The organism is Streptomyces aquilus, assembly GCF_003955715.1.
Taxonomy (GTDB): Bacteria; Actinomycetota; Actinomycetes; order Streptomycetales; family Streptomycetaceae; genus Streptomyces; species Streptomyces aquilus.
The window spans coordinates 738488-754386 of record NZ_CP034463.1 but is presented as its reverse complement, the minus strand read 5'-3'; the positions used below and the strand labels follow the sequence as shown (position 1 = coordinate 754386).

The 15899-nt window shown below is 68.9% G+C and carries 10 protein-coding genes and 1 pseudogene; 4 read left to right on the top strand and 7 right to left on the bottom strand.

The genetic code is table 11. The features are described from left to right. The first annotated feature begins 97 nt into the window (after positions 1 to 97). On the top strand, positions 98 to 1063 hold the full coding sequence (locus tag EJC51_RS03600) for a glycoside hydrolase family 6 protein (protein ID WP_126269647.1): 966 nt from the start codon (positions 98 to 100) through the stop codon (positions 1061 to 1063). A 162-nt stretch (positions 1064 to 1225) separates the two neighbouring features. Here the strand turns inward: EJC51_RS03600 and EJC51_RS48570 are convergent. From EJC51_RS48570 to EJC51_RS03585, 3 genes and pseudogenes are all read right to left on the bottom strand, one after another. Then, positions 1226 to 1412, bottom strand: a pseudogene (locus EJC51_RS48570) (DNA-binding response regulator); the annotation flags it as partial. Positions 1413 to 1463: 51 nt separating this feature from the next. Beyond that, the gene (locus EJC51_RS03590; protein WP_244362458.1) at positions 1464 to 2717 is read right to left on the bottom strand and encodes an SLC13 family permease; all 1254 of its coding nucleotides are present in this window, start codon (positions 2715 to 2717) and stop codon (positions 1464 to 1466) included. A gap of 120 nt (positions 2718 to 2837) precedes the next feature. Further along, positions 2838 to 3956, bottom strand: a complete 1119-nt coding sequence (locus EJC51_RS03585) for a PrpF domain-containing protein (protein ID WP_126269646.1) — start codon at positions 3954 to 3956, stop codon at positions 2838 to 2840. 170 nt (positions 3957 to 4126) lie between these two features. Here EJC51_RS03585 and EJC51_RS03580 point away from each other — a divergent pair, with 170 nt between their 5' ends. Beyond that, entirely contained in the window at positions 4127 to 5080 is a 954-nt protein-coding gene (locus EJC51_RS03580; protein WP_097259626.1) for a LysR family transcriptional regulator, read from the top strand. Here the strand turns inward: EJC51_RS03580 and EJC51_RS03575 are convergent. Together EJC51_RS03575 and EJC51_RS03570 are read right to left on the bottom strand one after the other, a co-directional pair. Next, positions 5028 to 5744: a class I SAM-dependent methyltransferase gene (locus EJC51_RS03575; RefSeq protein ID WP_126269645.1), complete on the bottom strand. Its 717-nt coding sequence runs from the start codon at positions 5742 to 5744 to the stop codon at positions 5028 to 5030. The genes EJC51_RS03580 and EJC51_RS03575 overlap by 53 nt on opposite strands. Positions 5745 to 5886: 142 nt before the next feature. Then, a complete protein-coding gene (locus EJC51_RS03570) occupies positions 5887 to 7353 on the bottom strand; it encodes a non-reducing end alpha-L-arabinofuranosidase family hydrolase (RefSeq protein ID WP_126269644.1) in 1467 nt (488 codons plus the stop codon). A 606-nt stretch (positions 7354 to 7959) separates the two neighbouring features. On the opposite strand from EJC51_RS03570, the gene EJC51_RS03565 reads away from it, so the two are divergent. Then, complete coding sequence (locus EJC51_RS03565) at positions 7960 to 9393, top strand: endo-1,4-beta-xylanase (RefSeq protein ID WP_126269643.1); 1434 nt, start codon at positions 7960 to 7962, stop codon at positions 9391 to 9393. A 118-nt stretch (positions 9394 to 9511) separates the two neighbouring features. On the opposite strand, the gene EJC51_RS03560 is transcribed toward EJC51_RS03565, so the two are convergent. Further along, positions 9512 to 11971: a SpoIIE family protein phosphatase gene (locus tag EJC51_RS03560; protein WP_126269642.1), complete on the bottom strand. Its 2460-nt coding sequence runs from the start codon at positions 11969 to 11971 to the stop codon at positions 9512 to 9514. A gap of 172 nt (positions 11972 to 12143) precedes the next feature. Continuing rightward, a complete protein-coding gene (locus EJC51_RS03555; RefSeq protein ID WP_126269641.1) occupies positions 12144 to 14375 on the bottom strand; it encodes an alpha-L-fucosidase in 2232 nt (743 codons plus the stop codon). A gap of 454 nt (positions 14376 to 14829) precedes the next feature. Between EJC51_RS03555 and EJC51_RS03550 the strand changes: the two genes are divergently transcribed. Then, positions 14830 to 15891 (top strand): sugar ABC transporter substrate-binding protein, encoded by a 1062-nt coding sequence (locus tag EJC51_RS03550; RefSeq protein ID WP_126269640.1) that lies wholly within the window; start codon positions 14830 to 14832, stop codon positions 15889 to 15891. The last annotated feature ends 8 nt before the right edge of the window (positions 15892 to 15899 follow it).

Sequence of the window (15899 nt, the reverse complement as noted above, 5' to 3'; positions counted from 1 at the left end):
CATTGACAGTTGAACCAGCCGACTCCACGATTGGGACCGCTTCCAGTGGGAGCGCTCCCAGCCCCGACATTCCCTGCCAGGAAACCGAGGTCCTGAGATGAGCCGCAGACTCCGCACCCTGGCGGCAGCGCTCTGCGCCCTGCCGCTGGCGCTCGCCGCCGCACCGTCCGCTCAGGCGGCCGACCCCACCACCATGACGAGCGGGTTCCACGTGGACCCCAACTCCACGGCGAAGCGATGGGTGGCCGCCAACCCCGGCGACGGCCGGGCCCCCGCGATCAACTCGGCCATCGCCAACACCCCGATGGCCCGCTGGTTCGGCTCCTGGAGCGGCACCATCGGAACCGCCACCGGGGCCTACGTCGGAGCCGCGGACCAGGCCGACAAGCTGCCGATCCTCGTCGCCTACAACGTCTACAACCGCGACTACTGCGGCGGACACTCCGCCGGCGGCGCCTCCTCGCCGTCCGCCTACGCCAGCTGGATCGCCCAGTTCGCCGGAGGGATCGGCAGCCGCCCGGCCGTCGTCATCCTGGAACCGGACTCCCTCGGGGACTACGGCTGCATGAACCAGGCCCAGATCGACGAACGCGAGGCCATGCTCACCGGCGCCCTCGGCGAGTTCAGCCGCCAGGCCCCCAACACCTGGGTCTACATGGACGCCGGCAACCCCGCCTGGACCAACGCGGCGACCATGGCCCGGCGCCTCCACGAGGCCGGCCTCCGCCAGGCCCACGGCTTCTCGCTCAACGTCTCCAACTACTTCACGACCGCCGAGAACACCGCCTTCGGCGACGCCGTCAACCGTGAACTCAGCGCCCGCTACGGCTACACCAAGCCCTTCGTCGTGGACACCAGCCGCAACGCCAACGGCTCCAACGGCCAGTGGTGCAACCCCTCCGGCCGCCGCATCGGCACGCCCACCCGGATGGGCGGAGGCGCCGAGATGCTGCTGTGGATCAAGACCCCGGGGGAGTCGGACGGCAACTGCGGCATCGGCGCCGGCTCCAGGGCCGGGGACTTCCTCCCCGAGGCGGCCTACAAGATGATCTACGGTTACTGATCCCGCCGGAGCGACGCCGGCGCGCGCTTCCGGCCTCGCACCGCACCGCACAAACCCGCTCGGCCGCACCGCTGTTCACCGCGCCGCGCGACCCCGGCTCGTACCTTCCCCCCAGCGAGCCGGGGCCGCGCCCCCATCTCGTTCGCCGCGCCCCTCCCGGGGTCAGTCCGTGAGCCGACCGGGAGTGACCATGCCGTACTCGTAGGCCATGACGACGACTTGGGAGCGGTCCCGGGCGTCGAGGCGGCGGTCGGGCCGGCGCGTGTGGTCCGGGGCGGTCGGCGAACTCGGTGATCAGCCGCCGGGTGACGGAGGGGCTGATGAGCGCGTCGCCGCGCCGAGTTCGGCGGGGGCGCCGTACGTGGTGCGGCGCCCTCCGCATTGCCGGTCGGTACGTGAGCTACGACCAGGGCAGGACCAGCGCGCCCCAGGCGATGACGGGGCCGAAGGCGACGATGCCGCTCGTGTAGCCGATGACCTGGCGGTAGAAGCGGCGGGTGTCCACGCCGCGGGCGTTGCTGAGGACCAGCGCTCCGTTGGTAGAGAAGGGAGAGGTGTCGACGATCGTCGTGGAGACGGCGAGCGCGGCGATCAGGCCCGCGGCGCTGAGATGGCTGGACAGCAGCAGGGGAACGGCGAGCGGGATGATCGCGGTGAGGATCGCGGTGGAGGAGGCGAAGGCGGAGGTGATGGCCACGGTGAAGCACAGCAGCAGGGCGACGACGAGCGGGGCGCCCAGGTCGGCGGCGTGCTCGGAGATCTCCTCGATGATGCCGGCCTTCTCCAGCATCGCGATGTACGTCATCATGCCCGCGACCAGCAACAGGGTGGACCAGCTGACGCCGTCCACGGCCTTCTCCTGCCGCTTCATGTCCACCAGCGCCAGCAGAGAGCCCGCGGCCAGCGCCAGGAAACCGATCTCCAGGTGGAAGCCGAGCGCGCCGACGACGAGGGCCACCAGGGAGGCGAGGGTGAGCCACTGCCGCCAGTCGGGCCTGCCGGAGACGGCGAGGTCCTCGTCGTCGGCCGCTTCCGCGGCGCCTTCGGCCAGCGGGGCGGGACGCCTTGCGAGCAGGACGTACGTGAGGACCGCGAGCACCAGGTTGATCACGAAGCTGGCGCTGAACAGGGTCACCGCCGAGACGTGCACCTCGGTCTTGTCGACGAGACCGAGCACCAGCGCACCGGAGACGGCCAGCGGGGAGAACGCGCCCGCGTGCCCGCCGCTGATCACCATCATGCCGACGACGAGCGGGTTGAGCTTGTAGCGGTAGGCGAAGTTCATGCCGATCGGCGCGAGGATCGCGACCGCGGCCGGGGTGAACGTACCGAACGCCGTCAGCAGGGCGGCCACCAGGAACAGCACCCAGGGGATGAGCTCGACCTTGCCGCGCACCAGCCTGACCCCGGCGGCGACGAGCCAGTCGATGGTGCCGTTGCGGCGGGCGACGGAGAACAGGTAGGTGACGCCGACGATGGTGACGAAGAGCTTCGCCGGGAACCCCTCGAAGATCTCGTCCTCGGTGAGGCCGAGCGAGGCGGTCCCGACCGCGAAGGTGGCGACGAAGGCGAGGATGCCCAGGTTGATCGGCAGCGCGGTGCCGACCACGAACATCACCAACAGGGCGCCTATGGAGATCACTTCAACAGACATCTTTGTCCTTGGTGCGGTGGGGACGGGAGGCGCGCCCCGAGGGCGCGAGGGTATCGCGGTGCGGACGGCGGGGAGCCGGCGTGACCGTGGTGAGATGCGTCGCCTGAGCCGCGTCGCGGCTCAGGCGGCCTGCGGTTGGCCTCCCTCCGGTACGTAGATCCGGGCGTCGGCGAGCAGCCGGGCCGCGCGCTGCACGGTGACCCGGTGCGGCAGGCCGTCCCGCACGTCGGTGCAGCGGACCGCGACGACACCGGCGGGCGTGCCGAGGCGCAGCCACTCGTCCCTCGGGCCGCCCGTGATGAGGGCGACCACGGACCCCTCCAGCAGCCCGGCCGCCGCGACGGCTACGGCCGAGGTCAGTCCGATGGCGGGGTGCGGGGCGTTCATGGAGAGCATCCGCACCGACACGTCGTAGTCCTCGGCCGCCACCCGTTCCCCGAGAGGCGTGGTGTACGGCACCGGCGGGCCGACCAGGCCCACCTTGGGCACCGCGTCGCCCGGTTCCTCGCCCGGCCGGAGCAGCCCCATCAGCGGCGCGGCGGCATGACGGACGCCGCGCAGCCAGGGGACGTCCGCGCGCATCCGCTCCTCGGACTCGGCGCCGGTGCGCCCCGCACTGGCGGCGTCGACGAGGACGACCGGAGCGCCCGCGGCCACCATGCTCACGCGGAGCGGCTTGGCGGCGCCGACCCGCAGGTCCTGCGCGGCCCGGCCGGTGGGGAGCAGTCGGCCGGAGTCGCCGGCGGGGTCGCGGAAGGTGAGGCCGACCGCGACCCCGCCGGCCCGGGTGCCGGGTACCGTCTGGCGGCCGAAGTGGCGCACCACACCGCCCTGGGTGTCGACGATCCCTTCGAGGATCGCGCCGGTGTTGATGTTGCGCATCACCACGCGCGTCCGGTCGCCGGTGACCGGAACCAGCCCCTTGGCCACCGCGTACAGGGCGACACCGGTGGCGCAGTTGCCGCAGTTGCTCGTCCACTCCACCGAGCCTGTGCCGATGCCGACTTGGGCGAAGAGATAGTCGACGTCGATGCCGGGCCGGGGCGAGGCGCTGACGACGGCCGCCTTCGAGGTGGTGGGGGTCGCCCCGCCCACCCCGTCCAGCTCTACCGGATCGGTGGCGCCGTACGCGGCGACCAGCAGCCTTTCGAGGTCGCCGCGGTCGGCGGGGACATCGACCTGGTTGAACAGCCAGCACTTGCTGGTGCCGCCACGTACCAGGGTCGCGGGAATGTGCACGTCTGAGGCTCTTCCTGGATCAACGGAGGTAGGGAAGGGCCGAGGCGGTGGTTACGGGCGCATTGCGGGCCGGTGAACCGCTCGGCGATTGCGCAGACCTTCGCAGAGGTGTGACTTCGGAACAATCGCAGTTCGCTTCACCTGGGTTTAGCTCGGCTAAAGTCAGCGGCATGCTCAATGTGCGCCGTCTGCTGCTGCTCACCGAGGCCACCGAACGCGGGTCGCTCACGGCCGCGGCGGAGGCCCTCGGCATGACGACCTCCGCGGCCTCCCAGCAGATGTCCCTGCTGGAACAGGAGGCGGGGCAGCCCCTCATCGAGCGGCTGCCCCGTGGTATCCGCCCCACCCCGGCGGGCGCCGCGCTGGCCGAACGCGGTCAGGCCATCCGCCGTGAACTCCGGGCCGCCCAGGCCGACCTGGACTCCTTCACCGCCCTCGACCAGGGCAGCTTGCGCCTCGGTTCCTTCCCCACGGCGAGCGCCTCGCTGCTGCCGCTGGCGCTCACACGTTTCCGACGGCGCCACGCCGGCATCCGCATCGAGGTGCGTGCCGGAGTCCTCGCGGAGCTCAGGGAGATGCTGCACACCGGGGAGGTGGACCAAGGGCTGCTCTGGGACTACGAGTGGAACCGCCTCGACGATCCGGCGCTCGCCCTGACCCACCTGCTGGACGACCCCACGGTGCTGGTCGTCCCCGCCGACTCACCCCTGCGCACCCGTCCCTCCGTGCGGCTCGGCGACCTCGCCGACCAGGAGTGGATCATCCGTGCCGACAACCACCCCGTCGCCGACGTCCTGCGCCGCAGCTGCCGCCAGGCGGGGTTCGAACCACGCATCGCCTACTCCTCGCACGACTACCAGGAGGCGCAGGCCATGGTCGCCGCCGGACTCGGCATCGCGCTCGCACCCCGCCTGGCGCTCACCAGCCGACGCAGCGACGTACGCCTCCTGCCGTTCGCCTCCGACGTCCCGGCTCCCACCCGCCGCATCCTCCTCGCCCGCGCCGCGGCCCGCCCCGCCACCCCACCCGCCCAGGCGATGGCCCGCGTGCTGCGCACGGTGGCCCAGCGCTTCACCGCCCCGGACCTGCACCGGGCCCAGCTGGGCGCGGTCCGCCGGGGCTGACGGCACCGCGTTGCGGGCTCGCGGGCTTGCGGGCGAGGATCTGGATCCCGGTGGACTCGTGACCGTTCATGGTGGGCACCGTGATGGTCCGGGTGTCGAGGGTGCGGAACCTGGCAAGCAGGGTGGAGAACCACTCGCGGGGATGGTGGCGGCACACCGCACCGTCGCCGGTTTCGAACACGCCGTAGCTGCCGTATCGAGCGGCATGGCGGTGGTAACGGATGCGGTTGCGTTCATCGTCCTGCAGCAGAAGATCGCTGATGTAGAGGATCCCGCCGGGCTTGAGGACGCGGTTCAGCTCGGTGATCAGCCGGCGCTGGGCTTCATCGCCGGGGATGCATGTGAGTACGGCGAAGAGCAGAACGACGTCGAAGCCTGCGTCCGGACAGGGCGAAGCCGGGGGTGCGTTCAGGGTGGCGAAGCGCAGGGTGGGGTGCAGGGCGCGTGCCCGACTGGTCATTTCCGGTGAGGTGTCGACGCCCGTGAGGTCGCCGAAGCCGTGCCGTTCGAGCTCCTTCATGATGCGGCCGTATCCGCATCCGTAGTCGAGGATCGCGGCGTGCCTGCTGATCCCGTCGAGCCAGGGCAGGTGGAGCGGGTGGGTGAACGTCTTCGTGCGCGCGGCGGCATCCCAGTAGGGAACCTGGCTGTCGAGGTCGGACACGGCAAGCCTCCCTGCGAGCTTCGCTGAAGCCGCTCATGCTGCCACGGTGCCGCGTACAGCGCGCACGCATCAGGCCTGACCCTGGCGTCGGACCTGGGCGGGCTCGGTCTTCCGTCGAGCCCGCCCGGTCCTTGTCATGCCGTCAGCGCTGAAGGGTCAGCAGACCCGGACGGTAGGGGAGGAGGCCGTAGTCGCCGCCCGAGTTGGGGCTGCGCCCCTGGTAGAGGAGTTGGAGGTTGCAGGGGTCGACGGTCATGGTCTGGTCGGCGGTGGTGCGGATCAGTTCACCGTGGCTGATGTCGTTGGTCCAGGTGGCGCCGCTGTTGGCCTTGCCGGCGAAGGGGTTGCTCTCGGTGGCGGCCTGCGGCGTCCACGTGCCGTTGAGGCTCGTGGCCGTGAAGGAACGGAAGTAGCGGCCCTGGGAGCCGATCGCCTCGACGATCATGAGGTAGCGGTTCTGGCCCTGCAACTTGTAGACCTGCGGGGCTTCGAACAGGTTGTTCGTCGAGTCGCTCATGACCACCGTGGAGGTACTTCCGAAGCTGCCCGGGAAGTTCCCGATCGGCATGCTGGCGCGGTAGATCTTGCCGTTGTCGCCGGCGAAGAACAGGTACATGTTCGTGCCGTCACCGATGACCGTCTGGTCGATGGGGCCCGTTCCGGAGCCGGAGATGCTTCCGGAGAACAGCACCTGCGGCGATGACCAGCCGTTCGGGTTGGTGGGGTCGCTCGACGTCCGGTAGGAGAAGGCCGTCGCGCCCCACTGATAGGTGAGCACCCAGATGTTCTTCGGCGCGAAGTAGAAGAGCGTGGGTGCGACGGTGGCGGACGACATCGTGTTCTGGCTGGCCGAGGCCATGTCCGACCAGTTGGTGAACGGGCTGAAGTTCATCGAACCCCACTTCGTCCCCGTGTCGTGCGTCGTGGCGTAGACGAGTTGCTTCCCGTTGTACGGGGCGACGGTGAAGTCCTTGAGCGAGACCCACCCGGACTTGGGCTGCGCCAGCGCGCCCGTCGAGGACCAGCGGTAGGACGACGGAAGATCACACGCTCCGGGGGTGTCGGCGCCGACCTTCACGAGCTGCCACTGCTGGTTGGTGCCGCCCCAGTCGTCGTACTGGACGATGTTCGCGCTGTCGGCGGTGGAGGCGCCCTGCACTTCGAGGGCCTTGTTGGTGTGGCGCGAGATGAGCCGCACGTAGCCGTCCGAGCTGTCGGCCAGCCGCCACTGCTGGTTGGTGGCGTTCAGGTCGGTCCACTGGACGATCGAACCGCCGTTGACGGTGGACCAGTTGTAGAGGTCCAGCACCTTGCCCGAGAGACGGGACTTGATGCGGTAGTAGCCGTCCCCGGAGGCGACGAACTGCCACTGCTGCTGGCTCTGGTCGTTCCTGGTCCACTGGGTGATGCGGGCGCCGTCGTTGGTCGCCATGTTGTAGACGTCCAGGGCCTTGCCGCTGTTGCGGTTGACCAGCACATACGTGGCGTTGGGATCGACGGTCGCCGCGCTGGCGGGCTGCGCGCCGAGGAAGGTGGCCACCAGCAGAAGCGGCGAGAGGACGGCGAGTAAGCGTCTGAGCGGGACCGTGGACCGGTGGCGCAACCACATCTGAGGGCCTCCTTCGAGGGCGGGGCGAAGTGGTGTCGGCGAACCGCGGAGCGGTCGGACCGAAGAAGATGAACTCCTCGAAACTTTCGATGAGTTCCCGGATCTTTCGACGCCACAACATAGAAATGCGATGTCCCTCGGTCAAGGTCTCGCGCTGTTCTGTCTTCAAACAGTTCCGGCGCTTCGGGGTGTGGCGAGGTGTCGCGCCGGCTGGGAGCGCTAGGGGAGGGCGTGGTGCGGCTTTCCTCTTCAAGGGGGTTGACCAGGCATGCGAAGGTGAAATGGCGGCTTCGCGTGCCGACGTTGATCACGGTTTGGATCTTGCGGAATCCACCCACGCTCAAGTGTCAGGGCCTGATATCCGGCCTGATGCATGCTCGAATGTTTCGTAGAGAGCAAGGAAACTTTCTCGGTGCAATGTATTGACGATCCACCGTCAATGCCTCAATCATCCGTCACCGAGGGACGACCAAAGTTCGGAATATCGAACCGCAAGAGCCGTGCGACACCTTGGAGCACCCCCGAACCCGTGCCGAAACAGTGCGCGGTGTCCGGTCTTCCCCTGCGCGTCAGCCATTCCGTGATGTCTATCTTGGAGGCACAGCCATGGGCTTGAACGCCCTTCCCAGAGCCGGAGACCGCCGGAGGACCCGCAGCGCGCCGCTGGCGCTGCTCGCCATCGGCCTCAGCGCGGTGGTCGCCCTGGTGACGCCGCCGCCCGCGCACGCCGCCGAAAGCACACTCGGGGCCGCGGCGGCGCAGAGCGGCCGCTACTTCGGTACCGCCATCGCCTCGGGCAGGCTGGGCGACTCGGCGTACACCTCGATCGCGGGCCGTGAGTTCAACATGGTCACGCCCGAGAACGAGATGAAGATCGACGCCACCGAGCCGCAGCGGGGCCAGTTCAACTTCACCGCCGGTGACCGCGTCTACAACTGGGCCGTGCAGAACGGCAAGAAGGTCCGCGGACACACCCTGGCCTGGCACTCCCAGCAGCCCGGCTGGATGCAGAGCCTGAGCGGCAGCAGCCTGCGCCAGGCGATGATCGACCACATCAACGGCGTGATGGCCCACTACAAGGGCAAGATCGCCCAGTGGGACGTCGTGAACGAGGCCTTCGCCGACGGCAACTCGGGTGCCCGGCGCGACTCCAACCTTCAGCGCACCGGCAACGACTGGATCGAGGTCGCCTTCCGCACCGCGCGCGCCGCCGACCCGGCCGCCAAGCTCTGCTACAACGACTACAACACCGACAACTGGACCTGGGCCAAGACGCAGGCCGTGTACAACATGGTCAAGGACTTCAAGCAGCGCGGCGTACCGATCGACTGCGTCGGCTTCCAGTCGCACTTCAACAACGACAGCCCGTACAACAGCAACTACCGCACAACCCTGCAGAGTTTCGCCGCTCTCGGCGTCGACGTGGCCGTCACCGAACTCGACATCCAGGGCGCCTCGCCCACGACGTACGCCAACGTGGTGAACGACTGCCTGGCCGTCTCGCGCTGCCTCGGCATCACCGTCTGGGGTGTGCGCGACTCCGACTCCTGGCGTGCGGAGCAGACGCCGCTGCTGTTCAACGGCGACGGCAGCAAGAAGGCCGCCTACACCTCCGTTCTCAACGCTCTGAACGGCGGCACCACCACGCCGCCTCCGTCGGGCGGCGGACAGGTCAAGGGCGTCGGTTCGGGTCGCTGCCTGGACGTTCCCAACGCCAGCACGACCGACGGCACCCAGGTCCAGCTATGGGACTGCAACAACGCCACCAACCAGCAGTGGACGTCGACCAGCGCCGGTGAGCTCAGGGTCTACGGCAACAAGTGCCTGGACGCGGCCGGCACCGGAAACGGCGCCAAGGTCCAGATCTACAGCTGCTGGGGTGGCACCAACCAGCAGTGGCGCCTCAACTCCGACGGATCCATCGTCGGAGTCCAGTCCGGTCTGTGCCTCGACGCCGTCGGGAACGGTACCGCGAACGGCACCCAGATCCAGCTGTACAGCTGCTCGGGCGGCAGCAACCAGCGCTGGACCCGCACCTGATGACCCCCTGATGTGAAAGGCCGGCCGGCTGCCCACCGGCCGGCCTCGCCGCTGCGACATACGTGTCGAGTACGTGTGTCACAGAGGTGTGAGCACGTGCTCCTCGACGGAACGGGTGTCATAGCGGCGTGGGCGGGGTGAGGGTCTGGGCGCACCAGATGGTCTTGCCTTCGGTGGTGTGCCGCGTGCCCCACCCCTGGGTGAGCTGGGCGACGAGCAGCAGGCCCCGGCCGCCCTCGTCGAAGGCGCGGGCCCGGCGCAGGTGCGGGGCGGTGCTGCTGGCGTCGGAGACCTCGCAGATCAGGGAGGTGTCCCGGATCAGCCGGAGCCTGATCGGCGGTTCGCCGTAGCGGATGGCATTGGTGACCAGCTCGCTGACGACCAGTTCGGTGACGAACGCCGCTTCCTCCAGGCCCCAGGCGTCCACCTGGTCGACAGCGAGCTTCCTGACGCGCGGCACCTGCGCGGTGTCGGGCTCGACGGGCCAGTCGGCGACGTGATGGCGGGCCAGCGCGCGGGTGCGAACGAGCAGCAGGGCGGCGTCGTCGGTGCGGCGATCGGGGAGCATGGCGTCCATCACCGTGTCGCACAGCGGCTCCAACGGGGTGGTCGCGTCGGTGAGGGCGTGCTGGAGCTCGGTGATCCGCTGGTCGACGTCGCGCTCGCGGCTCTCCACCAGTCCGTCGGTGAAGAGAGCGAGCAGGGTGCCCTCGGGCAGTTCGAGCTCGGTGGCCTCGAACGGCAGACCACCGATGCCGAGCGGCGGTCCCGGGTGGGCGGGTACCGGGGTCCTGGTGCCGTCCGGGGAGATGACCAGTGGCAGGGGATGGCCGGCACTCGCCAGGGTGAAGCGCCGGGAGACGGGGTCGTAGACGGTGTACAGGCACGTGGCCCCGGACTCGCCGGTCGGCTGGAAGTGGTTGTCGGGGCGGAGGTCGCCGGCGAGGTGGAGGACCAGGTCGTCCAGGTGGGTCAGCAGCTCGTCCGGTGGCAGGTCGACGTCGGCGAGGGTGCGTACGGCCGTGCGCAGTCGGCCCATGCTGGCCGCGGCGTGCAGGCCGTGGCCGACCACGTCGCCGACGACCAGGGCGACCCGGGCCCCGGACAGCGGAATGACGTCGAACCAGTCACCGCCCACCTCCGTGCCGGTGCCTCCGGGCAGGTAGCGGGATGCCACCTCGACCGCCTCCTGGTTCGGCGGTCCCTGCGGCAGCAGGCTGCGTTGCAGGGTCAGTGCGGTCGTGCGCTCGCGCGAGTAGCGGCGGGCGTTGTCGATGGCGACGGCCGCCTTGGCGGCCAGCTCTTCGGCGAGGATCAGGTCGTCGGCGGTGAAGGCCTCCGGCCGGTCCAGGCGGGAGAAGGCGACGACGCCGAGCAGCGCGCCGCGCGCCCGGAGCGGCACGGTGATCCGGCCCGTCAGCCCGTCCCTGGCGAGGGACGCGTCGATCACCGGGTTGCCCGGTGGCCAGTGGGCGGGGTCGGCGGCGAGCCCGGGCCCGAAGGCCCACTCGCCGCCCTGGCCGGGGTCGGTGGCGAGCTCGACCGTGGATCTGCCGGTCGCCATGCAGCGGGCGGCGACAGAGCCGGGGCTGTGTGTGACCGGCGTCGGGGGCCCGGCATCCCGGTCGGTGCCGTCCTGCGCGCTGTGCTGGGCGGCACGGACGAGTCCGATCGCCTCGTGCGGATTGGCCGCGGACTCGGAGGGTGGTTCCTCTCCGCGCAGCACCTCGTCGAACAGGTCCACGCTGACCTGGTCGACGAATCGCGGCACCGGGGTCATGGCCAGTTCTCGGGCGGTGCCGATCACGTCGAGTGTCCGGCCGATGCCGCCGCTGGCGTTGTTGAGGATGAGCAGGCGTTGCCGAGCCCAGTACTCGGCGCTCATGTCGAATCCCCAGTTGGCGATCGCGCGGACGGTGCCTTCGGTATCTCGGACCGGCCAGATGCTCGTGGCCCAGGCATTGGCATAGTCACTGCCGCGAGGACGGAAGACCGTGATGAGACGCGTGGGCTCGCCCGTCCTCGCCACTTGGGCGAGCGCGTCGGTGTAGGGCTTGTCGTCCCTTTCGGGAAACAGTGTGCGGTCGAACTCGGGCAGCACCTCGCGGTACTTTCTGCCGATCACTTGGTCCTCGGAGTGCGCGATCACCCGCGCCGAGGAGGCGTTGATCCACAGAAACCGCAGCTCAGGGTCGTACACACCCAGAGCGAAGGGACACTGCTCGAAGGCTCGGTCGGCGATCACCGGGCGGCTTTCCCAGCGCTGGGCGGTCACCACGTGCCCGAGCCCCCGCCCGCCGGTGCCGGACAGGGGTTGAGCCGTCACCACGGCATCCACCGTGGAGCCGTCCCGATGACGCAGGGGGATGGGCCCGGCGGGGCCTCGGGCGCTCTCATGGCTCTCGGGGAACCCGGCGGGTGCGGGACCGGCCAGCAGCTCGGTCACGGGGCGCCCGACGACGTCCTCCGCCGACCAGCCCAGCAGGAGCCGTCCGCCCTCGCTCCAGCCGCTCACCGCGCCGTTCGGGTCGACGACGACGGCGGCAGTGGGGGCATCCTGCTCGCCGGCCCTGTCCACGAGCGACACCTCCGTCCGGGTGGCCGTGCCTGCCGGGGCACACTTCCAGCGGTTGCTTCCAGGCTAGATCCGCTGAAGCCACGCGGCAGGCGCAGGGCGCCTGGACAGGGCGTCCCTGGGCTCGGCGGCAGCCGCCGAGCCCAGGGACGCCCCCTAACCGTGGAGCCGCCGGTCACTGCGCGGTGAAGACCCATAGCAGGTTGCTGCTGCCGTCGTACGTCCACTGCTTGGTGACGGAGCCCGATGCGACGTCGCCGCCGCCGTCGAGGACCAGGCCGGTGGTGCGGTTGGCGATCGAGTAGCGGTTGCCGCCGCGGGCGACGATCTTCCACTGCTGATTGCTGCCGCCGTTCCAGGCTGCCTGGCGGGCCGGATCGCCGTTGGCGGTGGCGCCCCAGCCGTCCGCGACCATGCCGTTGGTCCGGTTGACCAGCCGGTAGTAGCCGCCGTCGAGCGCCTCCGCGCGCCACTGGAGGTTGGTGCTGCCGTCCCAGGTCCACTGCTTGAGGTTGGACCCGGAGGCGACGTTGCCGCCGCTGTCCAGGGCGAGCCCGTTGGTGGCGTTGGTGAGCCGGAAGTACGTCGCCGGGTTGAACTGGACCCGCAGGGAGGCGATCTGGTCGTTGTTGCCGGTGACGCGCAGGTCTGGGTTAGCGGCGGTGAAGGTCCAGGCGGTGCCACTGAAGTTGTCCCCGGAGTATCCGATCACCTGGTAGCCGGGGGCCGGCCGGAGGGAGGAGATGCTGCCCGCGCCGAGCCCGGCCGAGGTGAGGCCGGCCGTGGTGTAGTCGCCGAGGGGGAGCACCGCAGAGGTTCCGGTGTAGTTGACGTCCGCGAAGGCGACCGCTCCGCCGAGCGGCTGGAGCGCCGGGATCGTGCCGGAGAAGGTGAGCTTGAGGACGTACGCGTTCGCACTGTAGGGCGCCGAGGACGGCAGGGTGACCGTGAGGCCGGAGGAGCTCTGGGCCGGAGCGGGGAGGTCGATGTAGGTGCCGGCCGTGGTGCCGAGGAGCTTCACCGAGGACAGCGACGAGAGATTGATGCGGTCCGAGGAAAGGGTCTTGATCGTGAGGGAGCTGCCGGGCCAGCCCAGGACGGTGGCGTACAGGACGTTGCCGGCCTTGTTGCGGGTGAAGCGGATGTCCTGCGCGGTGCCGGCGTGCGGGGTGGTGAACGAGCCGCCGCCCATCTTCGTCGGACCCTCGCCGTACTCGGTCCAGGCGCGGGTCGCGTAGATCGACTCGCCGAAGCGCTTCAGATGGTCACCGATGCCCAGCAGGATGTCCTTCTGCGCCTGGGGGATGGTGCCGTCCGCCATGGGCGCGATGTTCAGCAGCATGTTGCCGTTCTTGCTGACCCGGTCGATGAACGAGTGCAGCATCTGCGGGATGCTGTAGTAGCCGATGCCCTGGGTGTAGCACCAACTGCTGCTGGAGATGCTGTCGTCGGTCAGCCAGTACGGGGTGGTGAGATCGGCCGGGCCGCCGCGCTCGTAGTCGAAGACCTCGCCCTTGCCGTTGAACCCGTCCTTGTAGGTGGCGACGACCTCACGGCCCCAGCTGTTGGCCTGGTTGTAGTAGTAGGACAGGAACTTCAGGCGCTGCGCTTCGTCGACGGCGCTCAGGTTGAAGTCCTGCCACAGGATGTCGGGTTGGGCGCGGTCGATGACCTCCTTGAGCTTGTCGTACCAGAGTTGGTTCTCCGCGGTCGCGCCGAGCTGCCCGTAGAGCTTCTTGAGGCTGGCGTCCGTCTGGGCGGGGGCGTACTGGTAGAAGCCGGTGAAGTTGTACGCGTGGTGCATGGCCACCAGCAGCTTGAGGTTCTTGGCGCGGATGGCGGTGGTGAAGAGTTGCAGGAGGTCGAGGCCGGGGCCCTTGTTCACCGAGTTCCACTCGTTGACCTGGCTGTTCCACATGGAGAAGCCGTCGTGGTGCTCGGCGACCGGCCCGGCGAACTTGGCGCCGGCGTCGACGAAGAGCTGCGCCCACTCGTCGGGGTCGAACTTGCCGCCGGCCGACTTCAGCTTCGGCGCGAACTTCACGAAGTTGCCCGCGAGGTCCTGGGCGCCGTTGATGAAGTTGTGGTACGGCCACGCCGCGGGCTGGCCGTAGGTCGCGATGTGGTGCTGGTTGGCGTTGCTGCCCGACTGGTACATGTTGCGCGGGTACCACTCGTTGTCGTAGGCCGGGACGCTGAAGACTCCCCAGTGGAAGTAGATCCCGAACTTCGCGTCCTGGAACCACTCCGGAGCCGGCGGGTGCTGGTCGACTGAGTTCCAGTCGGGCGTGTAGGTGCTGGGCGCCGCCTGAGCGGTGCCGGAGCCGAAGATCCCTCCGGCGACGGCAGCTGCGGCCACACCGGTGGCGCCGGCCAGGAAGTGGCGTCTGTTGAACGAACTCGGCATGGAGACATCCCTGTTGCAGAGGGGGGAGGGGGAGAGCTGAGAACACAAGGGGGCGTAACTCCTGTGCGCGGAGCGCCACTTGTTACGGACGAAGGTCCGCCATGTCTCCTGGGGATGTCAACCAGTGTGCAGGGATGAAAAGCGCTGGCGCTTCAGGGGTTTTAACCCTTTTGTGGGGCTTTGCTGTGATTCTCCAGGGCTTAAACATGGCATGTCTGCCAGGCTCCTCGTGGCTGGATCCGCTTGGCCAGCGATGATGATTGATGGGATGGATCTGGCCTGCACTTGTCCTTGTCGCGTGAAGTGAGCTGGCACTTCTCCATGAAGTGCCGCAAGGGTCTGGACAGTGCGGCAGAGGCAGGCCTATAAACATCCCATCTCTGCTGAACGGCGATACGCAGATGTCGTCGAGGCGAAACATCTCCCGCTACGGGACCGGCGCGAGGAAGCACCGATGAGACTCAGGACAGCCCTCTGTTCCGCAGTATCTACCCTGTCCGCACTGGCACTGCTCACTGCGTGCGGCAGCGGCTCCACCTCGTCCTCGTCGAGCGACAAGCCGCTGGTCGGCGTCGACTACCCGCGCTCCGACACCGACTTCTGGAACTCGTACATCAAGTACACCCCCCAGTACGCCAAGGAGCTGGGGCTGGACCTGAAGACCACCAACTCGCAGAACGACGTCGCCAAGCTGACGGCCAACGCGCAGACGTTCATCAGCCAGGGCGTCAAGGGCCTGGCGATGGCCCCGCAGGACACCGCCGCCATCGCGCCGACGCTGGCGCAGCTGGAGGCGAAGAAGATCCCGGTCGTCACCGTGGACACCCGCCCCGACACCGGCAAGGTGTTCATGGTGGTGCGCGCCGACAACCGCGCGTACGGCGAGAAGGCCTGCCAGTACCTCGGCACCAAGCTGGGCGGCAAGGGCAAGGTCGTCATGCTCCAGGGCGGCCTGGACTCCATCAACGGGCGTGACCGTACCGAGGCGTTCAACGACTGCATGAAGAAGAACTACCCGGACATCAAGGTGTTCGGTGAGGCCACCAACTGGGACGGCGCCGTCGCCGCGCAGAAGCTCCAGACGGACCTGACCGCCCACCCGGACATCAAGGGCGTCTACATGCAGTCCAGCTTCGCGTTGTCCGGCACGCTCCAGGTCCTCAAGCAGAAGGGCCTGCTGGTCGACCCCAAGGACAAGAAGCACGTCTTCATCGTCTCCAACGACGGCATCCCCGAGGAGCTCAAGGACATCGCCGCGGGCAAGATCGACGCCACCGTCTCGCAGCCGGCCGACCTCTATGCCAAGTACGCGCTGTACTACCTGAAGGCCGCGATCGACGGGAAGACGTTCAAGCCCGGCAAGACCGATCACGACAGCACGATCATCCAGGTCCGTGAGGGTGTGCTGGAGGACCAGCTGTCCGCGCCGCTGGTCACCGCCGACGGCGGCACCTACGGCGGGGTGCCCAGCGTGAAGAGCGGCGACAAGTCGCTGTGGGGCAACAACCTCGGCTGACAGCTCTT